Here is a 21,198-nt window from a genome sequence, read left to right as displayed (position 1 = left end):
CGTTCTTGGTGTTCCGCAGGCTTTCCCCGACGTCCAGGCAAGGAGTACGCCGCGTGTCCTCCCTCTTCCCGGCCCTGTCAGGCGGTGCGGCCGAGCGGCGGCCCGCCCTGCGTTTCGGCGACCGCGCACTGACCTACGCGGAACTCGCCGCGGCCGCGGGTTGTCTGGCGGCCCGGATCAGCGGCTCGGGGCGGGTCGCCGTCTGGGCGACCCCCACTCTGGAGACCGCCGTCGGCGTCGTGGCCGCGCTGCTCGCCGGGGTGCCCGCCGTACCGCTCAACCCCAGGTCGGGAGAGAGCGAGCTCGGGCACATCCTCGCCGACAGCGCGCCGTCCCTGATCCTGGCCGCGGCCGGGGACGAACTCCCGTCCGCCGTACGGGGACTGGAGCGCGTCGACGTCGAGGTGAACGCACCCGCCGCCGGCGCCCCCGCCCCGGCCACCGGGAGCGTCACGGACGACGCCCCCGCGCTCATCGTCTACACCTCCGGCACCACCGGCCCGCCCAAGGGTGCCGTCCTCCCCCGCCACGCCATCGCCACGACCCTGGACGCGCTGGCCGACGCCTGGCAGTGGACCGCCGACGACGTCCTCGTGCATGCGCTGCCCCTGTTCCATGTGCACGGGCTGATCCTGGGCATCCTCGGTCCGCTGCGCCGCGGCGGCTCCGTACGGCACCTCGGGCGGTTCGGCACGGACGGTGTGGCGCGCGAGCTGAACGACGGCGCGACCATGGTCTTCGGCGTCCCCACCATGTACCACCGGATCGCCGAAGCCCTCCCCGACGACCCCGGGCTGGCCAAGGCGCTGGGCCGGGCCCGGCTGCTGGTCTCCGGTTCCGCCGCGTTGCCCGTCCACGACCACGAGCGGATCGCCGCCGCGACCGGGCGCCGGGTCATCGAGCGGTACGGCATGACAGAGACCCTCATGAACACCAGCGTCCGCGCGGACGGAGAACCGCGCGCCGGTACCGTCGGCGTGCCGCTGCCGGGCGTCCAGCTGCGGCTGGTCGAGGAGGACGGCTCGCCCGTCCCGTCCTGCGACGGCGAGAGCGTCGGCGAGATCCAGGTCCGCGGCCCGAACCTCTTCACCGAGTACCTCAACCGGCCCGACGCCACCGCCGCCGCGTTCACCGAGGACGGCTGGTTCCGCACCGGCGACATGGCGGTGCGCGACGCCGACGGGTACGTACGCATCGTGGGCCGCAAGGCCACCGACCTCATCAAGAGCGGTGGCTACAAGATCGGCGCCGGCGAGATCGAGAACGCGCTCCTGGAGCACCCAGGGGTGCGCGAGGTGGCCGTCACCGGGGAGCCCGACGACGATCTGGGCGAGCGGATCGTCGCCTGGGTGGTGCCCGCGGACCCCGGCACCCCGCCGGACGCCGACGAGCTGGCCGGCCATGTGGCCCGCCGCCTCGCCCCGCACAAGCGGCCCCGGACCGTGCGCTTCCTCGACTCGCTGCCCCGCAACGACATGGGGAAGATCATGAAGCGGGCGCTGCCGCAGGGAAGCGGGCACTGACGCATGGCTGACCGGCTCTCGGCCCGCGAAGCCATCGCCCTCCTCAGCGACGACTTCGACCGGCTCCCCGTCGCGGAAGGCGCGTACGCACCCGACGGCCCCCTGTCCTGGCAGGGCTACGACGCCTCGCGCGCCCGCGCCACCGAGCGCACCGGCGAGGACGAGTCCGTCGTCTGCGGCCGGGCGAGGATCGACGGCACCCCGGCGGTGCTGATCGCGTTCGAGTTCGGCTTCCTCGGCGGCTCGCTCGGCGAGCGCACCGGGGACCGGCTGGAGGCGGCGTACACCTACGCCAGGGCGCACCGGCTGCCCGTGGTCTCGCTCGTCGCGACGGGCGGCAGCCGGATGCAGGAGGGGATGCTCGCGCTCACCCAACTCCAGCGCGTGGCACGGCAGTCGGCGCTCACCCGCGCGGCCGGGCTGCCGCAGCTCGCGGTCCTGCGGGATCCGACGACGGGCGGCGGCTGGGCCACGCTGGGCGCGGGCGCCGATGTCGTCCTGGCCCTGCCGGGCGTCCAGGTCGGCTTCGCCGGCTCCCGGGTCCGCCCGCCCGACGCGGATCCGGCCGCGTACACGGCTCAGGCACAGCTGGCGGCGGGCTCGATCGACGCGGTCGTCCGGCCTCAGGAGCTGCGGGAGACGGTCGGCCTGTGGCTGGCCCTGCTCACGGCACCGTCGACGGAGCCCGCGCCGCCTCCGCCCGCGCTCGGCACCTCCGACAGGCTCCCGGACACCGGCTGGAGCGCCGTCCAGCGTGCCCGTTCTCCCGAACGACCCCGCGCGCAGGCCTATTTGGACGCGTACTTCACGCGCCGGGCCGCCATCGCCGGGGACCGCTGCGGCGGCACCGACGACGGGATGCTCTGCGGATTCGGCTTCAGCTCCGGCTCCGGCTCCGGCTCCGGCTCCGGCGAGCACGGCGGGCGGGTCGTCGCGTACGCCGCCCAGACCGGCACCGCCACCCGCCCCGCCGGCTACCGCACCGCCACCCGGCTGATCCGGCTGGCGGACCGACTCGGCATCCCCGTACTCACGTTGGTGGACACACCTGGTGCGGCCAACGACGCCGAGGCGGAGCGGCAGGGCGTCGGTGCCGCGATCGCGGAGCTGTTCGGCGCGGTGGCGACCGCCCGTACGCCCCTCACCACGCTGTTGATCGGCGAGGGCGGCTCGGGCGGCGCGCTCGCCCTGGCCGCGCCCGGCAACACCTGGGCCACGCCGGACAGTTACTTCTCGGTCATAGCCCCCGAACTGGCGGCCGCGATCCTCAAACGCCCGCCCGAGGAGGCGCCCGGCACCGCCGACCAGCTCCGCGTCCGCCCCCAGGACCTGGTCGCCCTGGGGGTCGTACGCGGCATCGTGCCCGGTGGCGCCGCTACCTCACCCCCACCGCCCGGATGATCTCCTGCTCGACCGAGCCGCCCCGGTCGTCGCGCGCCGAGGCGCGCAGGGAGATGTGGTGGGCGGTGCCGGGCACGGTGAGCGTCCCGTGCCAGGAGGCGGTGCCGCCCGAGAGGCGGACCGGCTGCCAGGACGTCCCGTCGTCGTACGACACTTCGAGGTGCCCGGCGCCGATGGTCCCGGTGTCCGGGGCGCCCGCGACGTAGGAGGCGAAGAGCCCGACCGGCACCCGGCCGCCGCCCCGCACGTCGCCCGTGAGGCCGGTGCCGATGTCGAAGGCGAGGTTGAGCAGCGGCAGGAAGGTCCAGCGGTCGTCGGGGGTGGCGGAGGACCTGAAGGTCCACTCGGCGTGGCCCTTCGTGGACAGCTTCCAGCGGTCCGGGTCCAGGGTGGTGTCCGTGACGACCTTGTAGGTGTGCTCGTCGGCCGGCGCGTCCCACACGTAGGCGCCGGAGCCGGTCCGCCGGTCGACGAGCGTGCCGTCCTGGTGGACGGCGGTGACCTGGGTCATGCCGCTGTCGTCGCTCCACACGTCGCCGAAGCCGGTGTGGTCGGGCCCGGAGTCCCCCCAGCCGGGCGTGTTGAACCGCATCATGGCGCCGGAGCGCTCCTGCCCCCAGCCGAGCCCGGTGCCGAGCCACGGATGCCAGACCGGCTTGAACCAGTCGAGGGCCGTGTGCGCCCCGCCCTGGTAGCGGTTGAGCCCGCCGCGCTCCTCCAGCGTGCCGTCCCCGACCGTCACCGACTCGTGCCACAGCTGACCGGGGCCGGTGGACACGTGGTCCGTTCGCTCGGCCGGGTAGTCGATCCGCTCCCGGAAGCCGATCCCGACGGGGAAGGCGTCCGTGAGCGAGTACCGGAACTCGCCGCCGCCCACCGGCCGCACGGCGTGGAACCTGGCCCGCACTGTGGCGAGTTCACGCCTGCCCGGCCGATAGGTCAGGTCACGGTCGGGAATCCGCCCCCGGTGACCTTCCGAGAGGTCGTACACATAGGGCGTGTTCGGCGTCCCGGTCATGTCGATCCTCCCCCCGGCCGCCCGCAGCCGGGCCGCGTCCGCCGCGTTCACCGTGGCGATCTGCAACGGCCGGTCCGCGTTGTCGTCCGTCCCCCACCAGGCGGTCAGGCGTCCGGCGCTGTCGTCGGTCACGAACAGGGCCTTGGCGCCGGCGTCCTGGGCGGCCTGGGCGAGGGCGGTGGGCTCGACGCCGTCGCCGAGCCGCGCGAGCACGGCCCTGCCCCGGACGCCGGTGAGCACGCCGCCGGTGAAGGACCCGACATCGACGAGCGGCGGCCGGCTGCGCCCTTCGGTCAGTGTGCCGCCGGACTGCACGACCGCCTCCCGTATCCCCCTGACCTCCAGGAGCGGCTTCCCGAGCCGCCACACGGTCCGGTACTCGAAGCTGCCCTCGGTGACCTTCGGGGTGGGCGCGGCGAAGACGCTGTCGTACGTGAGGGGCACCTGTACGGCGCCGAACAGGTCGGAGCCGCCGCCGCTGCGGTCGTACTCCATGAGCAGCTGCCGGGTCTCGGTGCGCCGGTCGACGTCGGCCTCGACCTCCCGCAGCCTGCTGCCGTCCAGGGTGATGGCACGGTCCCGGTCGAGGGTGATCTCGGGCGCGGCGAGGAAGCCGAGGCCGAGCGAGTCGGCGCCGTGGCCGCCGCGCACGTCGAGGAAGGAGGTCAGGCTGTACGTTCCCGGTGCGAGCCGCAGCGCGAGGGTGCCGGAATCACCGACGGACGCCGGATAGGGGTCGGTCCCGGCGGCCAGCCGCTGCACCACGAGGCCGGCGGCGGTCGCGGCCCCGGCGCGGTCCTTGACGTGCACGGTGAGGGAGTACCGCTCCGCCTCCTTGACCAGCCCGAAGGCGGTGTGCGCGACGGGCGCGCCGCCGGCCGAGGCGACGATCTGCCCGCTCGTCTCTCCCACCGGAGCCTTGGAGCCGTCGCCGGTCACGGTGGTGGCGGCGGTGCCGTGGGCGGGCACGGTGAGTGCGGTGTCGGCGAGGGTGGCGACACCGGCGGGCGCGCCCCGCACGGCGAGGCTCAACTCGACCGTCGTGTCGGAGGAGTTGGAGTAGGTGACCGTCTTCGTGACGGGTCGATCGGCGTCATGGGGCCAGCGGTGGAAGCCGAGGTCGGCGCTGCCCGTCGCGGTGACGCGGGCGCCGACGGCGTCCGGCACACTGACCCGACCCGCCCCCAACTGATATACGGAGGCGTCGAGTTGCTCGGACGTGGACATCAGCGCGTCCTTGAGCCGCGCGCCGGTCCAGTCGGGGTGCTGCTCGGCGAGGAGCGCGGCGACCCCCGCGACATGGGGCGTCGCCATCGACGTACCGCTCATGGAGGTGTAGTAGCCGGTGCCGGGGGCGAGCTGGGAGCGGGCGGCGCGGATGTCGACGCCGGGTGCGGCGAGGTCGGGCTTGAGGGCGTTGTCGCCGTGGCGCGGGCCGGCGCTGGTGAAGTAGGCGGCCCGGTCGGATGAGTCGACGGCGCCGACGGTCAGCGCGGAGTCGGCGGCGCCGGGCGAGCCGATCGAGGAGGGGGCACCGGTGTTTCCCGCGGCGACGACGAAGAGGGCGCCGGTCTCCTCGGAGAGGGTGTCGACGGCCTCGGCCATGGGGTCGGTCCCGTCGCTGGCCTCGGTCGATCCGAGGCTCATCGAGACGATCCTGGCACGCACGTCCCGCGCGGCCCATTCCATGCCCGCGATGATCTGGGACTCGCTTCCCGCGCCCTGGTCGCTGAGCACTTTGCCGACGGCGAGCGTGGCACCGGGCGCGACGCCGCGCTCCGTGCCGTCGGAGGCGGCGCCGCTGCCGCCGACGGTCGAGGTGACGTGGGTCCCGTGGCCGTTGCGGTCGGCGACCTCCTCCCCGTCGATGAAGCTCTTGCTCCGGGACACCCGGCCGGCGAGGTCGGGGTGAGTGGTGTCGACGCCGGTGTCGAGCACGGCGACGGTGACGCCGTCGCCCGTGAGCCCGGCGTCCCACGCGGCCCGCGTACCGATCTGCGCGTTGCTCTCGGCCATGTCGGCCTCGACCCGCGCGTCGAGCCAGACGTGCTCGATGCCGCCCTGCCGGGTCCAGGACCGCCAGAAGGTCCGCCCCTTGTCGGCGTCGACGGCGGCGGCGCCGATGCTCGTGAGCGAGCGCGTCCTGGTGGCACCGCTCGGTGTGACGGCCCGCGCGCCCTTGCCGTAGCCCACGATCAGCGGGGTCTCGCCGGTCTTCCGATCGCTGAGCCCCTGCCGGATCAGCGCGCTCACGTCGAACAGCCGCCGGTCGAGCGTGCCGGCCCGCAGATAGGGCAGGGCCTCGTCGGGTACGACGCTGACGGCGCCGCCCACGACCTGGGTGCGCACCGCTCCGGTGGCCCCTCGGGGCCGCTCGACGGTGACGGTCTTCTTCCCGCCGGGGAGGTCGGTGACGGTCACGGTGTCACCGGTGACAAGGGTGACGGTGCGGGCGGTGGAGGCGGGTTGCGGGGACGGCGGGGTGCCGGCGTCCCGCGCGGCCGCCCGCCCCATGGGCAGCAGGGCGAACACGAGCCCGGCCGACAGCAGTGCCGCCCCGCGTCTCGCTGGTCCTCTGGTCATCGATGCCCTCTCTTCGTCGGCGCCGGGCCCGGGTGCTGCGAAGAGTGTCGGGGGGCTTGTGCGGCAAGGGAGTTGACGGGACCTGGCGGGAAGGCGCCCTGGCGGCTTTCCGCCAGGGCGGCGGGGTACGAGCGGAAACCGGGACAGCCCCGAGTGCCGTCCGTGCCAATGGGGCGCCCCCCGCTGACGGGCATCCGCCGGCTCGCCGTCACGCACTTCCGCTCACACCTGTCCCGGGCCCACCGCCGCCCTCGACGGCCTGCTGAGCGGACATGCCGCTGCCCGGGTACGCCCTCCGCCGGAGCGTGTCACTGAACACGCCGACGGTGTGATCCTCGGCTTCGACGGCCCCTGGCCGCGCCGTACGCGCGCGGTGGAGGCGTATCCGCGCAGCCGCGGGCCCGACGCGTGGGTCCCCCCGGTCCGGCGGCCCGGCCGATCCACCCGTCCGGCGGCCCCCCACCCGGCCCCCCACAAAGGGCGACGCCCCGTCCGCGACCGCACGATGCCAGAGAGGACCGCCGCCCGGCGGAGCCCCACGGTCCGCACTCTCGGGAGGAACCGCCATGACCGTCAGTCTGGACCGACTGCGCCGCTGTCACTTCGCCGTCGACCTCGGGGCCGCCAGGACCCGTGTCTATGTGAAGGGCGCCGGGCTGGTCGTGGACCAGCCGAGTGCCGCCGCGATCAACACGCGGACCGGCGCGCTGATCGCGGTCGGGGAGTTCGCCGAGAAGATGACGGGGCGTACGCCCGCATACATCCGGGTCGTGCGGCCCGTGTCCGGCGGTACCGTCGTCGACATCGAGATGGCCCAGCGCATGCTGCGTCATCTGCTCGGCGAGAAGCTCCGCCGTGCCCTGCGCCGCAAGCCCCGGCTGCGGGCCGCCGCCTGCACCCCGCACGACGCCGATCCGCTGGCCCAGCGCGCGACGATCGAGACGCTGGTCGGGCTCGGCGCGCGGCGGGTCGAACTGGTCGACACGCTCGTCGCCGCCGCCGTGGGGTGCGGGCTGCCCGTCGAGCGGCCCGAGGCGTCGATGATCATGGTGTGCGGGGCCGCGGCCACCCAGATCGCGGTGCTGTCGCTGGGGTCCATCGTGACCGCCGACCGGATCCCCGTGGGCGGCGAGGCCGTCGACCACGCGATCGTGCAGCATCTGCGGCACCAGCACGAGCTGATGCTGCCGAGTCAGTCCGTACGGCCGCTCCAGATCGCCTTGTCCGGGAACGGGCTCACGCCCCACGGGCCGACCTCGACCGAGATCCACGGACGCGACGTGGCCACCGGGCTCGCCCGTTCCGTGCTGGTCGACACCGCCGCCGTACGCAACGCCATCCAGACCCCGCTCACGGCCGTGCTCGACGGCATCGGCAAGGTGCTGCGGGACTGCCCGCCCGACCTGGTGGCCGACCTCGCCGACCGCGGGATCATGATGGTGGGCGGCAGTGCCCTGCTGCCGGGGCTCGACCAGATGCTGCGGCAGGCAACCGGTATGCCGGTGTCCATCGCCGAGCGGCCCGACGTATGCGCCATACAGGGTCTCGGGGCCATGCTGGAGGGCCGGATCGAGCCGCTGCTCCTCGAACGGGTCGCCGGCTGACGCCGCGCCCCGACCCCGGTCCCGCCGATGGAGACGGTTCCCCGCCTGCCCGTCCCCCTGCTGAGGGCCGTCCTCGGCGTGGGCACCGACCTCGAACTGGAGCCCACGCTCCAGCACATCGTGGACAGCGCCGCCGAGCTGACCGGCGCCCGGTACGCGGCGCTCGCGACGGCCGACCCCGGGCACGAAGAACTCGCCCGGGTGCACCGGGCGGGACCGGCGCGGGGCGGCCCGGCACCCCACGGTCCGGCCCGCCCCGGCCGCGGTGACGACTGGCTCGGCGTCCCGATCCACGTCCACGACCAGGAGTTCGGCACCCTCTACCTCACCGGCAAGTCCGGCGGCCCCTTCACCGACAAGGACGAACGGATGCTGTGCGTCCTGGCCGCCCAGGCGGGCATCGCCATCGACAACGTCCGGCTGTACGCGACGGCCCGGCAGCGCGAACGGTGGATCGAGGGCGCCGCCGCCGTCACCACCGCGCTGCTCACCGGCCAGAACGCCACCGACGCGCTGATGACGGTCGCCGAGCGGGCCCGGATCCTCGCCGGCGCGGCCGCCGGGGTCATCCTGAAGCCCACCCCCGAGGGCGGCATGGAGATCGTCACGGCGTCCACGCCCGACGACCCCGGCGACATCGTCGGTACGACCATCGAGCCGGGCAGCCCGGTCCTCGCCCAACTCCTCGGCGGGGAAGCGGTGTTCATCGACGACACGGCGACCGACCCGCGTATGACGACGCGGGTACGGCACCGGTTCGGGCCCAGCATGATGCTCCCCCTCGAAGCGGAGGGCCGGCTCATCGGCACGCTCGCGCTCCCCCGCCGCCGCGGCGGCCGCCCGTACACCCCGGTCGAACAGCAGCTCGCCGCGCAGTTCGCCTCGCAGGCCGCGCTGGCGCTGGTCCTCGCGGACATGTGGCACAGCCGGAAGCGGCTGGCGGTGTACGAGGACCGCGATCGCATCGCCCGCGATCTCCACGATCTGGTCGTCCAGCGGCTGTTCGCGACCGGCATGATGCTGGAGTCCACCCAGCGCCGGGCCGCCGAGGAGGACGTGCACGAGACGCTCGGCCGGGCGGTCGACGCCCTGCGGTCCACCGTCCAGGAGGTCCGTACGGCGATCTTCGCGCTCCAGCAGCCGCCCGCCGACGCGCCCACCACGTTCCGCGGCAAGGTGCTGCGCGAGACGGCGGGCGCGGCCGGGGTGCCGGGGTTCCGGCCGAGCACGCGGTTCATCGGCCCGGTGGACAGCCTGGTCCCGGAGGCGGTCGCCGGTCATCTCCTCGCCGCGCTGCGCCGCGCCCTGGCCGCCGCGTCCCACCGCCCGGGCGTCGCCCGCGTCGAGGTCACGGTCGACGCGACGGCCACCCTCCCGGACGGCCGCGCCGGCGTCCGGCTGACGGTGCACGACGACGGGGTGCCGGACGACCACGAAGGGGTGCCGAAGGAGCGCGAGGGGGTGCCGGAGAACGACGGCCGGGCGGCCGAGCACGGCGACGGCGCCTCGCGCGGCACCGGCACCGGCACCGGCACCGGCACCACGGTCACCTGGCAGTACCCTCTCTGAGCCCCGCGCGGCCCGGCGGGTGCGCCGCGCGTACGACCGTCGCCGCGCCGTCACTCCCACGAGCCCCCGGCACCCGGCGAACGTACGTCGCCGTACCGGGCCCCCGCCGCTAGGGTGAGTTGGACGACGACCGCGGCCGCGGAGGTGGTTCTCGTGACTCGGATCGGCGTCACCGGGCATCGCCGGATCCCCGCCGTCGTCCTGCCCGCCGTGCTCGCGGGCATCACCGGGGAACTCCGCCGTCACGCCGCCGTCGAGGCGCTCAGCTGCCTCGCGGCCGGCGCCGACCAGCTCTTCGCCGACCTCGCCCTGGACAGCGGCGTCCCGCTGACCGCCGTGATCCCCGGCATGGACTACGAGGCCCATCTCGGCGGCGACGAGGTGCAGGCGTCGTACCGCAGGCTCCTCAAGTCCTGTACGGCGCGCGTGGATCTGCCCGTCGAACCGACGCACGAGGAGGCGTACTACGCGGCGGGCCGCTGGATCGTCGACCACGCGGACCGGCTGGTCGCCGTCTGGGACGGGCAGCCGGCCCGGGGGCTGGGCGGCACGGCCGACGTGGTGGCGTACGCCCGGCGCACGGGCGTCCCGGTCCGCGTCCTGTGGAGCTCGGGCGTCCTGCGGAGCTGACGCGCCCACCCGGCACCCCGTCAGGAACCGAACCGCACCAGCCAGTCCGTGTGCTGGGGGCTCACCAGCCGCTCCGCCTCCGCGACCGACTCGGCCCACCCCTCCTCCGTGACCGTCGTCCCCATCGCGATCCGCAGGGTGTCCAGGTCCTGCTCTATCAGCTTGTGCGCGTAGGTGAGCGGGCGGTGTCTGCGGACCTCCTGCCAGGCGACGCCCGCCGCCGCGGACGCGCTGAGCAGCCCGGTCAGGTCCCAGCGGCCGATCACCCCGGCGGCCCTGAGCACGGCCGCGATCAGCGCGAGCAGCGTCAGCAGGGCCGTGACGGAGGACCAGCGCACGGACGAGCGGTGGGCCTGGGAGGCCCGGTTGCCGTACCAGGTCAGCTGCTCCAGGACCCGCTCGCGCAGATAGAGGTCCCGGCGCGCCCCGAACGGCTTGGCCCGAACGGCCCGCATCACCGGGGTGATCTGCCCCGCCCCGACCGTCGCCGGTCCGTCCCGGGAGTCCTCCCACCCCACCTTGCGCAGTTCCCGGAGCCGCTCCTCCAGCCGCTCGGCGAACAGGGCGTCCGGGTGGGTGACACCGGAGTGGAAGGGGCCGCCGTGGACCATGTACATCCACGCCAGCGACTTGAGGGTCTCGGCCGCCGCACGGTGCGCCTGCCAGTGGGCGCGCGCCCGGCGGCGGGAGGAGTGCAGGCCGACGGCGATCGTCAACGCATAAAGGACCGCCGCACATGCTGCCGGAATATGACTGTTCAGTCGCTCGGCGAGCATTGCGGTACCGGTGGCGAGCAGCAGAACGACCAGTTGGGTACGGACGGCGCGGAACGACTCACTCTGCCGGCTCAACGCGCGGCGATCGTTGACGGCATAGAGCGGCGGCAGGTCGTCCTCGGTGAGCGTCGTACTCGGTCCGGGCGTCACCGCGCGCATTGACACCTCGCGGAGGCAGACTTATGAGGACAGTGTCGCCATGTTCCTCCCGAAAGGCGCCCAGCACTACCCCCAGGAGCCGACCAGTACCACCCGCTCGCAGCAGCAAGCCACTCGCAGAAGCTTGAGAGGCCGTGATAGAAGGGTCGCGTAATAGCACTCTGTCTCGGGTCTCATGCTCGATCCCTCTCGGGACGTGGTCCCCCGTGGGGCACGGCGACAGACCCGAACTCAGGAGCTAGACCCATGAACCTCACGGTCACCAAGACGAAGCGCGGTTCGGCCGCCGCTCAGCCGACCCACAAGAAGCTCGCGCCCCTCTCGGCCATCAACACCCACGAGGCCGCCGCCCTGCGGTCGACCGGCCGAGTGACCGATATTCCAGGCAGGCGCCCCACCAAACCGATCACATTCGACTCGGCACTGTAACGCACCGGACGCACCCACGCCCGTGATCCGCCAACTCCCTTGATCAACAAGCGAGTTGGTGGCATCGCGGGGTGTTTTAAGGCCCTAGACTGTGGTAAGTGACGGACACGGACAGGGATTCCTCGATCCAGCAGCTGGTTCTGAAAATCCATAGCAGGTGCAATCTCGCATGTGATCACTGCTATGTGTACGAGCATGAGGACCAGAGCTGGCAGGCACGCCCGGTCCTGATCGCCGAGGAAACCCTCGACAAAGTCGCCCACCGGCTCGCCGCATACACGGTGGACCGGAAACTCGAATCGGTTTCCGTGATCCTTCACGGCGGCGAACCGCTCCTCGTGGGACCGACCCGACTGCGGAACATCTGTGCGCAGCTCCGGAGCGTTCTGGACCCACTGACCACCCTGGATCTCCGAATTCACACCAATGGCGTGCGGCTGAACAGGGCGCATCTGGAGATCCTGAAGGAATTCGACGTCAAGGTCGGTATCTCGCTCGACGGTGACCGGGCGGCCAATGACCGTCATCGCCTCGACCACCGGGGCCGCAGCAGTTACGACCGGGTCGTCCAGGCCGTCGAACTTCTGCGCACCGAGGAATACCGCCATCTCTACCTGGGCCTTTTGTGCACGGTGGATGTGGCCAATGATCCGGTCGTGGTACATGACGCGCTGTCGGCGCTGGACCCGCCGCGTATCGACTATCTGCTTCCGCATTCCACCTGGGACAATCCGCCGCCCTCCGGCCCGTCCGGTTCGCCCACTCCGTACGCCGACTGGCTGCTGAAGATCTTCGACCGGTGGCTGGAGCAGGGGCGTACGGTCCCGGTGCGCACCTTCGACTCCGTCCTCAGCACCCTGCGCGGCGGGCCCAGCCTCACCGAGGCGATGGGGCTCGCCCCCTCCGACCTCGCGGTGGTGGAGACGGACGGCACGTTCGAACAGGCGGACTCCCTGAAGACCGCGTACGACGGCGCCCCGGCCACCGGATACGACGTCTTCCGGCACACGTTCGAGGAGTTCGCGCGGCATCCCGGCGTCCGGGCCCGGCAGCTGGGCATCGAGGGCGTCAGCGAGACCTGCCGCGGCTGCCCCGTCGTCCAGTCGTGCGGCGGCGGCCTCTACGCCCACCGCTACAGCACCGAACGGGGATTCGACAATCCGTCCGTGTTCTGTGCGGATCTGCGGGCCTTCGTGGACGGGGTGGCCGAGCGGATCACGGAGCGGGAGCTGTCCCCCGCGGTGCGTGGCGGGGACGAACTCCGGCTGGCGCAGCTCAGGCTGGGGCGAGAGGTGCTGGCGCGGGCGCACGACCGCCTCGCCGGCGATCCGGACGCCGACGAGGCCTGGCGGGCGCTCGTACGTCTGGACACGGACGACGCCACCGCCCCGCATCTCAACTCCGTCCTCGCCCACCCCTATCTGCGCCCCTCGCTGCACGGCTCCTGGGACGGGCGCGCCGGTCTCGCCCGGTTCATGACGGTGGCCGCGGCGGCCGCGGTGCACGCGGAGGCCGGCGTGACCCTCGCCTGGCACCAGCCCGACCGGGAACTGCACCTTCCGACGCTGGGGACGGTACGGCTGGCGCGGCCGGGGCGGGTCGAGCTCACGGTGACGCGGGACGGCTTCCGCATCCGCGGCGCCGACGCCACGCCCGACGAGCCGCCCGCCGAATGGCGCCCGCTGGAGACCCTGCCGCTCACGGACGGCACGTCTTTCCTCATCGACGACGCCGACCCGCACCGCGACTGCTACCCCGTCCCCGTCGCTCCGCCCCTCGGCTCCAGCGACCTGCGCGTCTTCCGCAAGCGGCTGCGCGCCGCGTACGAGCTCCTCGACGAGCGCGAGCCCGGCCGGCGTGACCGCGTGGACGCGCTCGTCGTCACCACGGTCACCCCGCTGATGGCCGGAACGGGCGTGCGGCTCGGCGACCACGGCATCGGCGCCCTGGGCGTGGCCGTCGACTTCGAACCGGAGGAGTTCGTCCGCGAACTGTCCCGCGCCGGACGCCGGGCCCGGCTCACGGCGCTGCGGCAGGTGGCGGATCTGAGCGTGCCGGGCAACCGGGCCGGACGGCTGCTCGAAGAGGCGAGCGAACAGCTCGGTACCGCCTCGTACTGGCGGCAGGAGCCCGAGCTGCGGGCCGAGGCACTGGCAGGGGCCGACCGCGCCCTGCGGACCCTGGCCGCCCTTCCGGAACGGGACCTGACCGAGAGCGGCGCCGTCTTCGCGGCCCAGCTGCGGACGGAGTGGCAGCGCCTCCATGACTGACGTGCGGCAACTGAGTTCGTTGTGCGATGAGTTGGGGGTGCGCTCCGGCGGCACCCTGCTGGTCCACGCCTCCCTCGGCGGGACCGGGCTGCGCGACACCGATGTCCGGGACGCCCTTCTCGGCGCGCTCGGCCCGCACGGCACACTCGTCGTCCCCACGTTCACGCCCGAGAACTCGGACACCTCCCGCGCGTACCGGGCGCTCACCGAGGGGATGGACGAGCGGGAGAAGGCGGCGTTCCGGGCGGGCATGCCCCCGTACGAGCCCGACGTCACCCCCTGCCCCACCATGGGCGTGCTCGCCGAGTGCGTACGGACGACGCCCGGTGCCGTCCGCAGCGCGCACCCGCAGACCTCGCTGGCCGGACTCGGGCCGCGCGCCGCCGAGCTGCTGTCGCACCACGACCCGACCTGCCACCTCGGCGAACGCTCACCGCTGGCCAGGCTGTACGCCGCCGGGGCCCAAGTCCTGTTGCTGCGCGTGGGGTTCGAGGTGTGCAGCGCGCTGCATCTGGCCGAGTACCGGATGACACCGGTGCCGCCGACGCGCACGTACCGCTGTGTGGTCGAAGAGCGGGGAAACTGGACCTCGTACGAGGATCTCGCCCTGAATGACGGCGACTTCGCGTCGATCGGGGCGCTGCTGCCGCGTGATCTTCTGTCGGAACGGGCATTTTCGGGAAAGACGGCCGTTCTGTTCGCCATGCGGGACGTCGTCGACGCGGCGACTGTTCGGATGTCCGGATATCGCTATGAAATGACGTGAAACAAACGGCCCCTGCGGGCCGTCGGTCGGGCACATTATGGTGTCCGGCCAGATGACGCCTTCGACGGGGTGAGGCGGGGCTTCATGGGCAGGGGGGCGCGTGGACGCAGTTGAACGGACTTCGGACAACAGGCCGTACTTTTTTCTCAGTTATGCCCACACGCCGTCCTGGGGTTCGGGCGGCCCGAACCCCGACCACTGGGTGCACGTCCTGTTCGCCGACCTGTGCAACGACATCATGGCGCTCACCGATCTGCCGGGCGGGGCACCCGCGGGTTTCATGGACCGGGAGATGCGCTCCGGGGACGGCTGGCCGGAGAAGCTCAGCGAGAACCTGGCCACCTGCCGGGTATTCGTACCCCTGTTCTCGCCGAGGTACTTCACCAGCGAGATGTGCGGGCGCGAGTGGTTCGCCTTCCACGAGAGGATCCTGCGGGCCCGCGCCACCGGTTCAGGGGCGGTGCCCGCGATCGTGCCGGCCTTGTGGACACACGTCGAATACAGCCAACTCCCCGACTCCGTAAGGCACATACACGTGGACCACGCCGCCTTCGGGGACCGTTACGCGGCCCAGGGATTCTACGGTCTGATCAAACTCAACCGGTTTCACGACGAGTACAAGGAAACCGTCCTCGGTCTCGCCCAGCGCATCGTGCAGGTCGCCCACGACTCCCCGCTGCCCTCCAGCCGGCCCCGCCCCTACGAGTCCACGCCCAGCGCCTTCAAACCGCGCGGCGAGGGACCCCGGCGCATACATCTGACGGTGGCCGCACCCACCCGGGACACCATCCCCGAGCACCGCGACGCCCGCCCTTACGGGGAGGACGCCCAGGACTGGAACCCGTACCACTCGGAGTCCACCCGGGCGCTCCCCTCACTGGCCGAGGAGCTGATCCGCTCGCTGGACTACCGCACCACCGTCTCCTCCTTCGACGACGAGGACCCGACCGGCGACATCCCGGCCGCCTCGGTCACCGAGGACGGCGAGGACGCCGCCGACAAGGTGCCGCCGACCCGCCCCGGCATCCTGCTCGTCGACCGCTGGGCGCTCCTCGACGAGGAACGGCGGCACAGACTCAAGGAGTTCGACGCGGGCGCCCGGCCCTGGGTCAGCGCGATCGTGCCCTGGAACCGCGCCGACCTCCAGTGCCACGGCGAGGAGGGCCGCCAGCTCACCGAGGAGCTGGACCGCACCCTGCCGCTGATCCTTGAGCGGGGCCGGCGCACCGACTGCCGGATGGCCGTCACCGGCGTACCCACCCTGAAGACCTTCATCGACCTGCTCCCGGCCGTGGTCGCCCACACCACCCGGCAGTACCTGAAACACGCGGAAGCCCATCCGCCTTCGGGCCCCCACCTGCCCAGGCCCCGACTGATGGGCCCCATCCACCCGCAGCCCCCGGACGCGGGACCCGACAACGGAGGAGAGGCATGACGGCCGCGCAGGACGGACGGATCATCACGTTCTACTCGTACAAGGGCGGCACCGGGCGCACGATGGCCCTCGCCAACACGGCGTGGATCCTGGCCGCCAACGGCAAACGGGTCCTGGCGGTCGACTGGGACCTGGAGGCGCCGGGCCTGGACCGCTTCTTCCGCCCGTTCCTCGACCCCCACGCGCTCGCGGCCACCTCCGGGATCATCGACATCATCAACGAGTACGCCTGGGCCGCGACCAGCGGCAGCCAGCGTTCCGGGGCCTGGCACCAGGAGTACGCCCACGTCGAGCAGCACGCCGTCTCACTCACCCCCGAGCGGCACGGTCTGCGCTTCGCGAAGGGCGGCTCGCTCGACTTCCTCTCCGCCGGGCGCCAGGACCGCTCGTACTCGGCGACCGTGTCCTCCTTCGAGTGGGACAACTTCTACGAGCGGCTCGGCGGCGGTCTCTTCCTGGACGCGCTGCGCGACGACATGAAGGCGTCGTACGAGTACGTCCTGATCGACTCCCGCACCGGCCTGTCCGACAACGCCGACATCTGCACCATCCAGATGCCCGACATGCTGGTGGACTGCTTCACGCTCAGCGACCAGTCCCTGGACGGCGCGGCGGCCGTGGCGCGCAGCGTCGAGGACGGCTACCGCAAGCGCAAGATCCGGGTGCTGCCGGTGCCGATGCGCATCGACGAGGGCGAGAAGGAGAAGGTCGACGCCGGACGGGCGCTGGCCCGGCTGAAGTTCGACGGACTGCCCAAGGGCCTCGGCGGCGAGGACCTCAGCCCCGAGGAGCTGTCCCAGTACTGGGGCGCCGTCGAGATCCCGTACCGCCCCTACTACGCGTACGAGGAGACACTCGCGACGGTCGGCGACGAGAGCGGGATCGCCAACTCGCTGCTGTCGGCGTTCGAGCGGCTGACCAACGTCATCTCCGACGGCGAGGTCGCCTCGCTGCCGCCGGTGCCCGAGCCGGTGCGGCTGCGCTGCCTGGACGCGTTCACCCGGCGCCGGCCGCTGACCACGGCGGCCGACGTCGTCGTCGCGTACGCGGCCGAGAACCGCATGTGGGCCGACTGGATCGAGGCCGTCCTCAAGCACTCCGGCTGCAACGTCACGCTGTACGACGTGTCCGCCGGCCCGGTCGAACGCCCCGACGCGGCGACCCGCGCGCTCGTCCTGCTGTCGAACGCCTTCCAGAAGTCCCGGTACGGGGAGGACGTCTGGCGCGCCTTCACCGGCGGCGACCCGGACGGCGCCCACCCCGCGCTGGTCCCGCTGCGCGTCGACGAGGTGCGGCTGCCCGACTCCTACCTCGCCCACGAGCCCGTCGATCTGCACCGCCTCGAAGAGGCCCAGTGCGTCGCCGGCCTGCTCAGCGCCCTGGAGCTGCCCGCCCAGCCCACCGACGGCGCCCCGGCGGCCCCCCGCTTCCCGGGCAGCACCCCGGCCACCTGGAACGCCCCCCAGCGCAACCAGACCTTCACCGGCCGCAACGTCATCCTCACGCAGGTCCGCGAGCAGCTGCGCTCCGGCATGTCCGTCGTGCTTCCGCAGCCGCAGGCCCTGACCGGCCTCGGCGGCGTCGGCAAGACGCAGGTGGCGCTGGAGTACGTGCACCGGTTCATGGCCGACTACGACCTGGTGTGGTGGACGTCCGCCGAGTCCGTGGACAACGTCGTCGCCTCGCTCGCCGAGCTGGGCGCCCGCATCGGCGCGCCCGGCGGCGAGGACATGGCCCTGGTCAGCCGCGAGACCGTGCAGATGCTCGCCCGCGGGGTGCCCACCAAGCGCTGGATCCTGATCTTCGACAACGCCGACAACCCCGAGCAGCTCACCCGCTACTTCCCGGCCGGGGGCGGCGGGCACATCCTCGTCACCTCCCGCAACCAGGCGTGGGCGACCCAGGGCCAGTCCCTGCCCGTCGACGTGTTCCTGCGCCAGGAGAGCATCGAGCACCTCTCCCGCCGTGCGCCGGGGCTCACCGCCCACGAGGCCGACCGGGTGGCGACCGCGGTGGGCGACCTGCCGCTGGCCGTGGAACAGGCGGCGGCGTGGCTGGCCGAGACCGCCACCCCGATCGAGGACTATCTGCGACAGCTGGCCGAGCAGACCACTGACGTCCTCGACCTCAACCAGCCCGCCGACTACCCCGAGACGGTGGCCGCGACCTGGAACATCTCCATCGCCCGCCTCAAGGACCGCTCGCCCGCCTCGGTACGGCTGCTGCAACTGTGCGCGTTCCTGGCGCCCGAGCCGATCTCCTCCCATCTGCTCTACAGCAAGGAGATGATCGACGAGCTGCGCAAGGTCGACCCCACCCTCCAGGAGAGCCTGCTCCTCGGCCGGGTCATCCGGGAGATCGCCCGTTTCGCGCTCGCCAAGGTCGACCAGGTCAGCAACAGCATCCAGGTGCACCGGCTGGTCCAGGCGGTGATCCGCTCGCAGCTGACGCAGGAGGAGCAGCGGCACGCCCGGCACGTCGTCCACACGGTCCTGGCCGGTGCCCGGCCGGACGGTGACGAGCCGATCGACGACCCGGAGACCTGGCCGCGGTTCGGCGTCATCTGGCCGCACCTGAGCGCCTCCGACGTCCGCAACTGCACCGAGAACGAACCACGCCGTCTGCTCATCGACCGCGTCCGCTACCTGTGGAAGCGCGGTGACTTCCCGGCGGCGCAGCAGCTCGCCGAGGACCTGCTCGGACACTGGAAGCCACTGCTGGGCGAGGAGGACGTGCAGTACCTGTATCTGCGCTGCCAGCTCGCCAACGTGATGCGCTCCCAGGGGCGTTACGTGGAGTCCCGGGCGATCAACACCGAGCTGCTCGAGCAGCAGCGCCGGGTGCTCGGGGCCGCACATCCGCACACGTACGTCACCATGTCCAGCCTCGCCAGCGACCTCGCCGCGCTCGGCGAGTACACCCTGGCGGTGGAACTGGCGCGCGAGGCGCACGACGGGTTCAGCCAGATCTTCCACGAATCCCACCGGCGCACCCTCAGCGCGGCCAACAACCTCGCCCTCGCGCTGCGGATGGTCGGCCGCTACGGCGACGCGCGCTCCCTCGACCAGGACACCTACGACCGCCGTATGGAGGTGCTCGGCCCCGACCACCCGTACACGCTGGCCTCGGCGGGCCGCCTGGGGCGCGACCTGCGCGAGGTCGGCCGGTACGAGGACTCGGTGTCCCTGCTGTCGCGTGCGTACGACGCCCACAAGCGCATCCTCGGCAAGGGCTTCCCCGGCACGCTGAGCTGCGCCAAGTCCCTCGCCGTGTCACTGCGCAGGACGGGCCGCCTCGAGGACGCCCGCCGGCTGACGACGGCGACCCGCGCCCAGTACCGGACCCAGTACGACGCCCACACCCCGGACTCGCTCGCCTGTGACCTGAACATGGCGGCCGACCTGTACGCGGCCGACGAGCGGGAGGCGGCGCGCGAGGTCGCCAAGGAGGCGCTGACCGAGTACATGAAGGTGCCGGGCGAGGAACACCCCTACACCCAGGCCGCGCTGAACAACCTGGGCATCTTCCACTGGGGCTGCGGGGACGCGGTCGAGGCGGAGGCCGTGTTCCGGCAGGTACTGCCCAGGATGTCGGACGTGCTCGGCGACCGGCATCCGCACACCCTGTTCACGGAGGCCAACTTCGCCAACGTACTGGCCGATCAGGGCCGTCTGGAGGAGGCCTGGGCGCTGGAGAAGCGGGCCATGGACACCCTGCGCACGGTGCTGGGACCGCAGCACCCGGAGACCCTGGCCGTGGTCAGCAACTGCGCGCTGACGCTGGGCGCCCTGGGCCGTACGGACGAGGCGCGCCGGCTGCGCGAGGAGACGCTGGCCGAACTGAACCGCCAGGGGCGGCAGTTGGGCGAGAACAACGGGATCATCCAGCTGACGGGGCATGAGCGGCGGATCTACCGGGACCTGGAGCCGCTGGCGGTGTGAGCCCTCAGCCCTGCCGCGCGGCGTCCGCCAGGAGCCAGGTCAGGACCGCCGGCAGGGCACGCAGGGCCGCGAAGTGCGCCGCCGCGGGTTCGAGGACCGCGGTGGCGCGCGGGATACGGCCGGCCAGCCAGGTGGAGTGCGCGGCCGGCGAGAAGACGTCCTGCGCGCCGTGCCACAGCAGCACCGGCACCCGGATGTCGGCCGGGTCGAACCCCCAGGGGCCGGTCAGCGCGAGCGCGTCGTCGACCCAGCCGTAGGGCGAACTGCGCAGCGCCTCGTGGTAGTTGCGCAGCAGCATGGAGCGGATGGCGCCGTCCGCGACGATCTGCCGGTCGTCGGCCGTCAGGTCGCCGCGCAGCTCTTCGAGCAGCCGTGCCGGATTGCTGCGGATCTTGGCCGAGCGCGGGATGAGCCGGGCCACGAACCGCTCGGGATCGTTGAACGCGGTGCGGAACTCATGGACGTTGGACGGGGCCATGCCCGCGAACCAGTCGAGCCCCTTCGCGTCCCGCGGGGCGAGCGTGACCAGGGCGGCGGCCCGGGTGACCCGGTCGGGCAGCAGCGCGGCACAGGCCAGCGCGTGCGGCGCCCCGCCGGAGCGCCCGGCCACGGCGAACCGGTCCAGCTCCAGCGCGTCCGCGACTTCGGCCACGTCCTGGACGACATCGGCGACGCGGCGGCCCGCCTTGCGGTCCGAGCCCCCGTAGCCGGGGCGGTCGTAGCTGATCAGGCGGGCGCCGCGCTGGTAGAGGAACATCGGGCGAGGCCGGGGGCCGACGCGGCTGCCGGGCATGCCGTGCAGCAGGAACACCGGCCGGCCGCGTGGATCCCCCGAGATCTCGACCTTGAGCAGTCGTCCGTCCGTCGTCCGGACCTGGTCGAGCATGCGCGTCTGAGTCTGCACAGCGCTCCCCCTCCCTCGGCCCATGGGCCGAGAACACGCTGCCCGATGCCTGCCCAAGGGGCAGACCCATGAAACGAACCGGCAGGTCGATACGGCTCCATATCAGGCCACTTGACGACGGCCCCCGCACGGATGCTCACGGCGGAGATCGGCGGAGATCACGGGAGCGTCCGGTACGTGGCATCGCCTC

13 protein-coding genes are annotated in these 21,198 nt (G+C 72.7%); 10 read left to right on the top strand and 3 right to left on the bottom strand.

The window, feature by feature from the left end; translation table 11 throughout:
• The first annotated feature begins 53 nt into the window (after positions 1–53).
• Both GTY58_RS29865 and GTY58_RS29860 read left to right on the top strand, forming a co-directional pair.
• Entirely contained in the window at positions 54–1,523 is a 1,470-nt protein-coding gene (locus GTY58_RS29865) for an acyl-CoA synthetase (protein WP_010987125.1), read from the top strand.
• 3 nt (positions 1,524–1,526) lie between these two features.
• Positions 1,527–2,924, top strand: coding sequence for a carboxyl transferase domain-containing protein (locus tag GTY58_RS29860; RefSeq protein WP_010987124.1), 1,398 nt, complete (start codon positions 1,527–1,529; stop codon positions 2,922–2,924).
• On the opposite strand, the gene GTY58_RS29855 is transcribed toward GTY58_RS29860, so the two are convergent.
• Complete coding sequence (locus tag GTY58_RS29855) at positions 2,899–6,525, bottom strand: S8 family serine peptidase (protein ID WP_010987123.1); 3,627 nt, start codon at positions 6,523–6,525, stop codon at positions 2,899–2,901. The genes GTY58_RS29860 and GTY58_RS29855 overlap by 26 nt on opposite strands.
• A 566-nt stretch (positions 6,526–7,091) precedes the next feature.
• On the opposite strand from GTY58_RS29855, the gene GTY58_RS29850 reads away from it, so the two are divergent.
• The 3 genes from GTY58_RS29850 (at position 7,092) to GTY58_RS29840 (ending at position 10,328) form a co-directional block, all read left to right on the top strand.
• Positions 7,092–8,129, top strand: coding sequence for a rod shape-determining protein (locus GTY58_RS29850; RefSeq protein ID WP_010987122.1), 1,038 nt, complete (start codon positions 7,092–7,094; stop codon positions 8,127–8,129).
• A gap of 27 nt (positions 8,130–8,156) precedes the next feature.
• Positions 8,157–9,698, top strand: coding sequence for a GAF domain-containing protein (locus GTY58_RS29845; protein ID WP_010987121.1), 1,542 nt, complete (start codon positions 8,157–8,159; stop codon positions 9,696–9,698).
• A 153-nt stretch (positions 9,699–9,851) separates the two neighbouring features.
• Positions 9,852–10,328, top strand: coding sequence for a hypothetical protein (locus GTY58_RS29840; protein WP_010987120.1), 477 nt, complete (start codon positions 9,852–9,854; stop codon positions 10,326–10,328).
• Between the two features lie 20 nt (positions 10,329–10,348).
• Here the strand turns inward: GTY58_RS29840 and GTY58_RS29835 are convergent, their stop codons facing one another.
• Complete coding sequence (locus GTY58_RS29835) at positions 10,349–11,263, bottom strand: DUF4231 domain-containing protein (protein WP_042493718.1); 915 nt, start codon at positions 11,261–11,263, stop codon at positions 10,349–10,351.
• Positions 11,264–11,509: 246 nt separating this feature from the next.
• Here GTY58_RS29835 and fxsA point away from each other — a divergent pair, with 246 nt between their 5' ends.
• From fxsA to fxsT, 5 genes are all read left to right on the top strand, one after another.
• Positions 11,510–11,692 (top strand): FxSxx-COOH cyclophane-containing RiPP peptide, encoded by a 183-nt coding sequence (fxsA, locus tag GTY58_RS29830; protein ID WP_010987118.1) that lies wholly within the window; start codon positions 11,510–11,512, stop codon positions 11,690–11,692.
• A gap of 98 nt (positions 11,693–11,790) precedes the next feature.
• Positions 11,791–13,962 (top strand): radical SAM/SPASM protein FxsB, inactivated metallohydrolase extension form, encoded by a 2,172-nt coding sequence (gene fxsB / locus GTY58_RS29825; RefSeq protein ID WP_010987117.1) that lies wholly within the window; start codon positions 11,791–11,793, stop codon positions 13,960–13,962.
• Entirely contained in the window at positions 13,955–14,728 is a 774-nt protein-coding gene (locus tag GTY58_RS29820; protein WP_010987116.1) for an AAC(3) family N-acetyltransferase, read from the top strand. The genes fxsB and GTY58_RS29820 overlap by 8 nt, the downstream gene beginning before the upstream one ends.
• 100 nt (positions 14,729–14,828) lie before the next feature.
• Positions 14,829–16,163, top strand: a complete 1,335-nt coding sequence (locus GTY58_RS41735; protein ID WP_010987115.1) for a TIR-like protein FxsC — start codon at positions 14,829–14,831, stop codon at positions 16,161–16,163.
• Positions 16,160–20,104, top strand: a complete 3,945-nt coding sequence (gene fxsT, locus GTY58_RS29810; RefSeq protein ID WP_010987114.1) for an FxSxx-COOH system tetratricopeptide repeat protein — start codon at positions 16,160–16,162, stop codon at positions 20,102–20,104. The genes GTY58_RS41735 and fxsT overlap by 4 nt, the downstream gene beginning before the upstream one ends.
• A gap of 4 nt (positions 20,105–20,108) precedes the next feature.
• Here fxsT and GTY58_RS29805 read toward each other — a convergent pair whose 3' ends face one another.
• Entirely contained in the window at positions 20,109–20,990 is an 882-nt protein-coding gene (locus GTY58_RS29805; RefSeq protein WP_037645495.1) for an alpha/beta hydrolase, read from the bottom strand.
• Positions 20,991–21,198 lie beyond the last annotated feature (208 nt).

Source organism: Streptomyces sp. SID5469 (assembly GCF_009862865.1).
Taxonomy (GTDB): domain Bacteria; phylum Actinomycetota; class Actinomycetes; order Streptomycetales; family Streptomycetaceae; genus Streptomyces; species Streptomyces avermitilis.
Note: the sequence above shows the minus strand (reverse complement) of the source record. Positions and strands in the feature narration are given on the sequence as shown.

Excerpts from the sequence above, each read along its gene's own strand:
- GTY58_RS29860 (WP_010987124.1), top strand. The coding sequence starts at position 1,527 with ATGGCTGACCGGCTCTCGGCCCGCGAAGCCATCGCCCTCCTCAGCGAC.
- GTY58_RS29855 (WP_010987123.1), bottom strand. The coding sequence starts at position 6,525 with ATGACCAGAGGACCAGCGAGACGCGGGGCGGCACTGCTGTCGGCCGGG.
- GTY58_RS29850 (WP_010987122.1), top strand. The coding sequence starts at position 7,092 with ATGACCGTCAGTCTGGACCGACTGCGCCGCTGTCACTTCGCCGTCGAC.
- GTY58_RS29845 (WP_010987121.1), top strand. The coding sequence starts at position 8,157 with ATGGAGACGGTTCCCCGCCTGCCCGTCCCCCTGCTGAGGGCCGTCCTC.
- GTY58_RS29835 (WP_042493718.1), bottom strand. The coding sequence starts at position 11,263 with ATGCGCGCGGTGACGCCCGGACCGAGTACGACGCTCACCGAGGACGAC.
- fxsA (WP_010987118.1), top strand. The coding sequence starts at position 11,510 with ATGAACCTCACGGTCACCAAGACGAAGCGCGGTTCGGCCGCCGCTCAG.
- GTY58_RS29820 (WP_010987116.1), top strand. The coding sequence starts at position 13,955 with ATGACTGACGTGCGGCAACTGAGTTCGTTGTGCGATGAGTTGGGGGTG.
- fxsT (WP_010987114.1), top strand. The coding sequence starts at position 16,160 with ATGACGGCCGCGCAGGACGGACGGATCATCACGTTCTACTCGTACAAG.
- GTY58_RS29805 (WP_037645495.1), bottom strand. The coding sequence starts at position 20,990 with ATGCTCGACCAGGTCCGGACGACGGACGGACGACTGCTCAAGGTCGAG.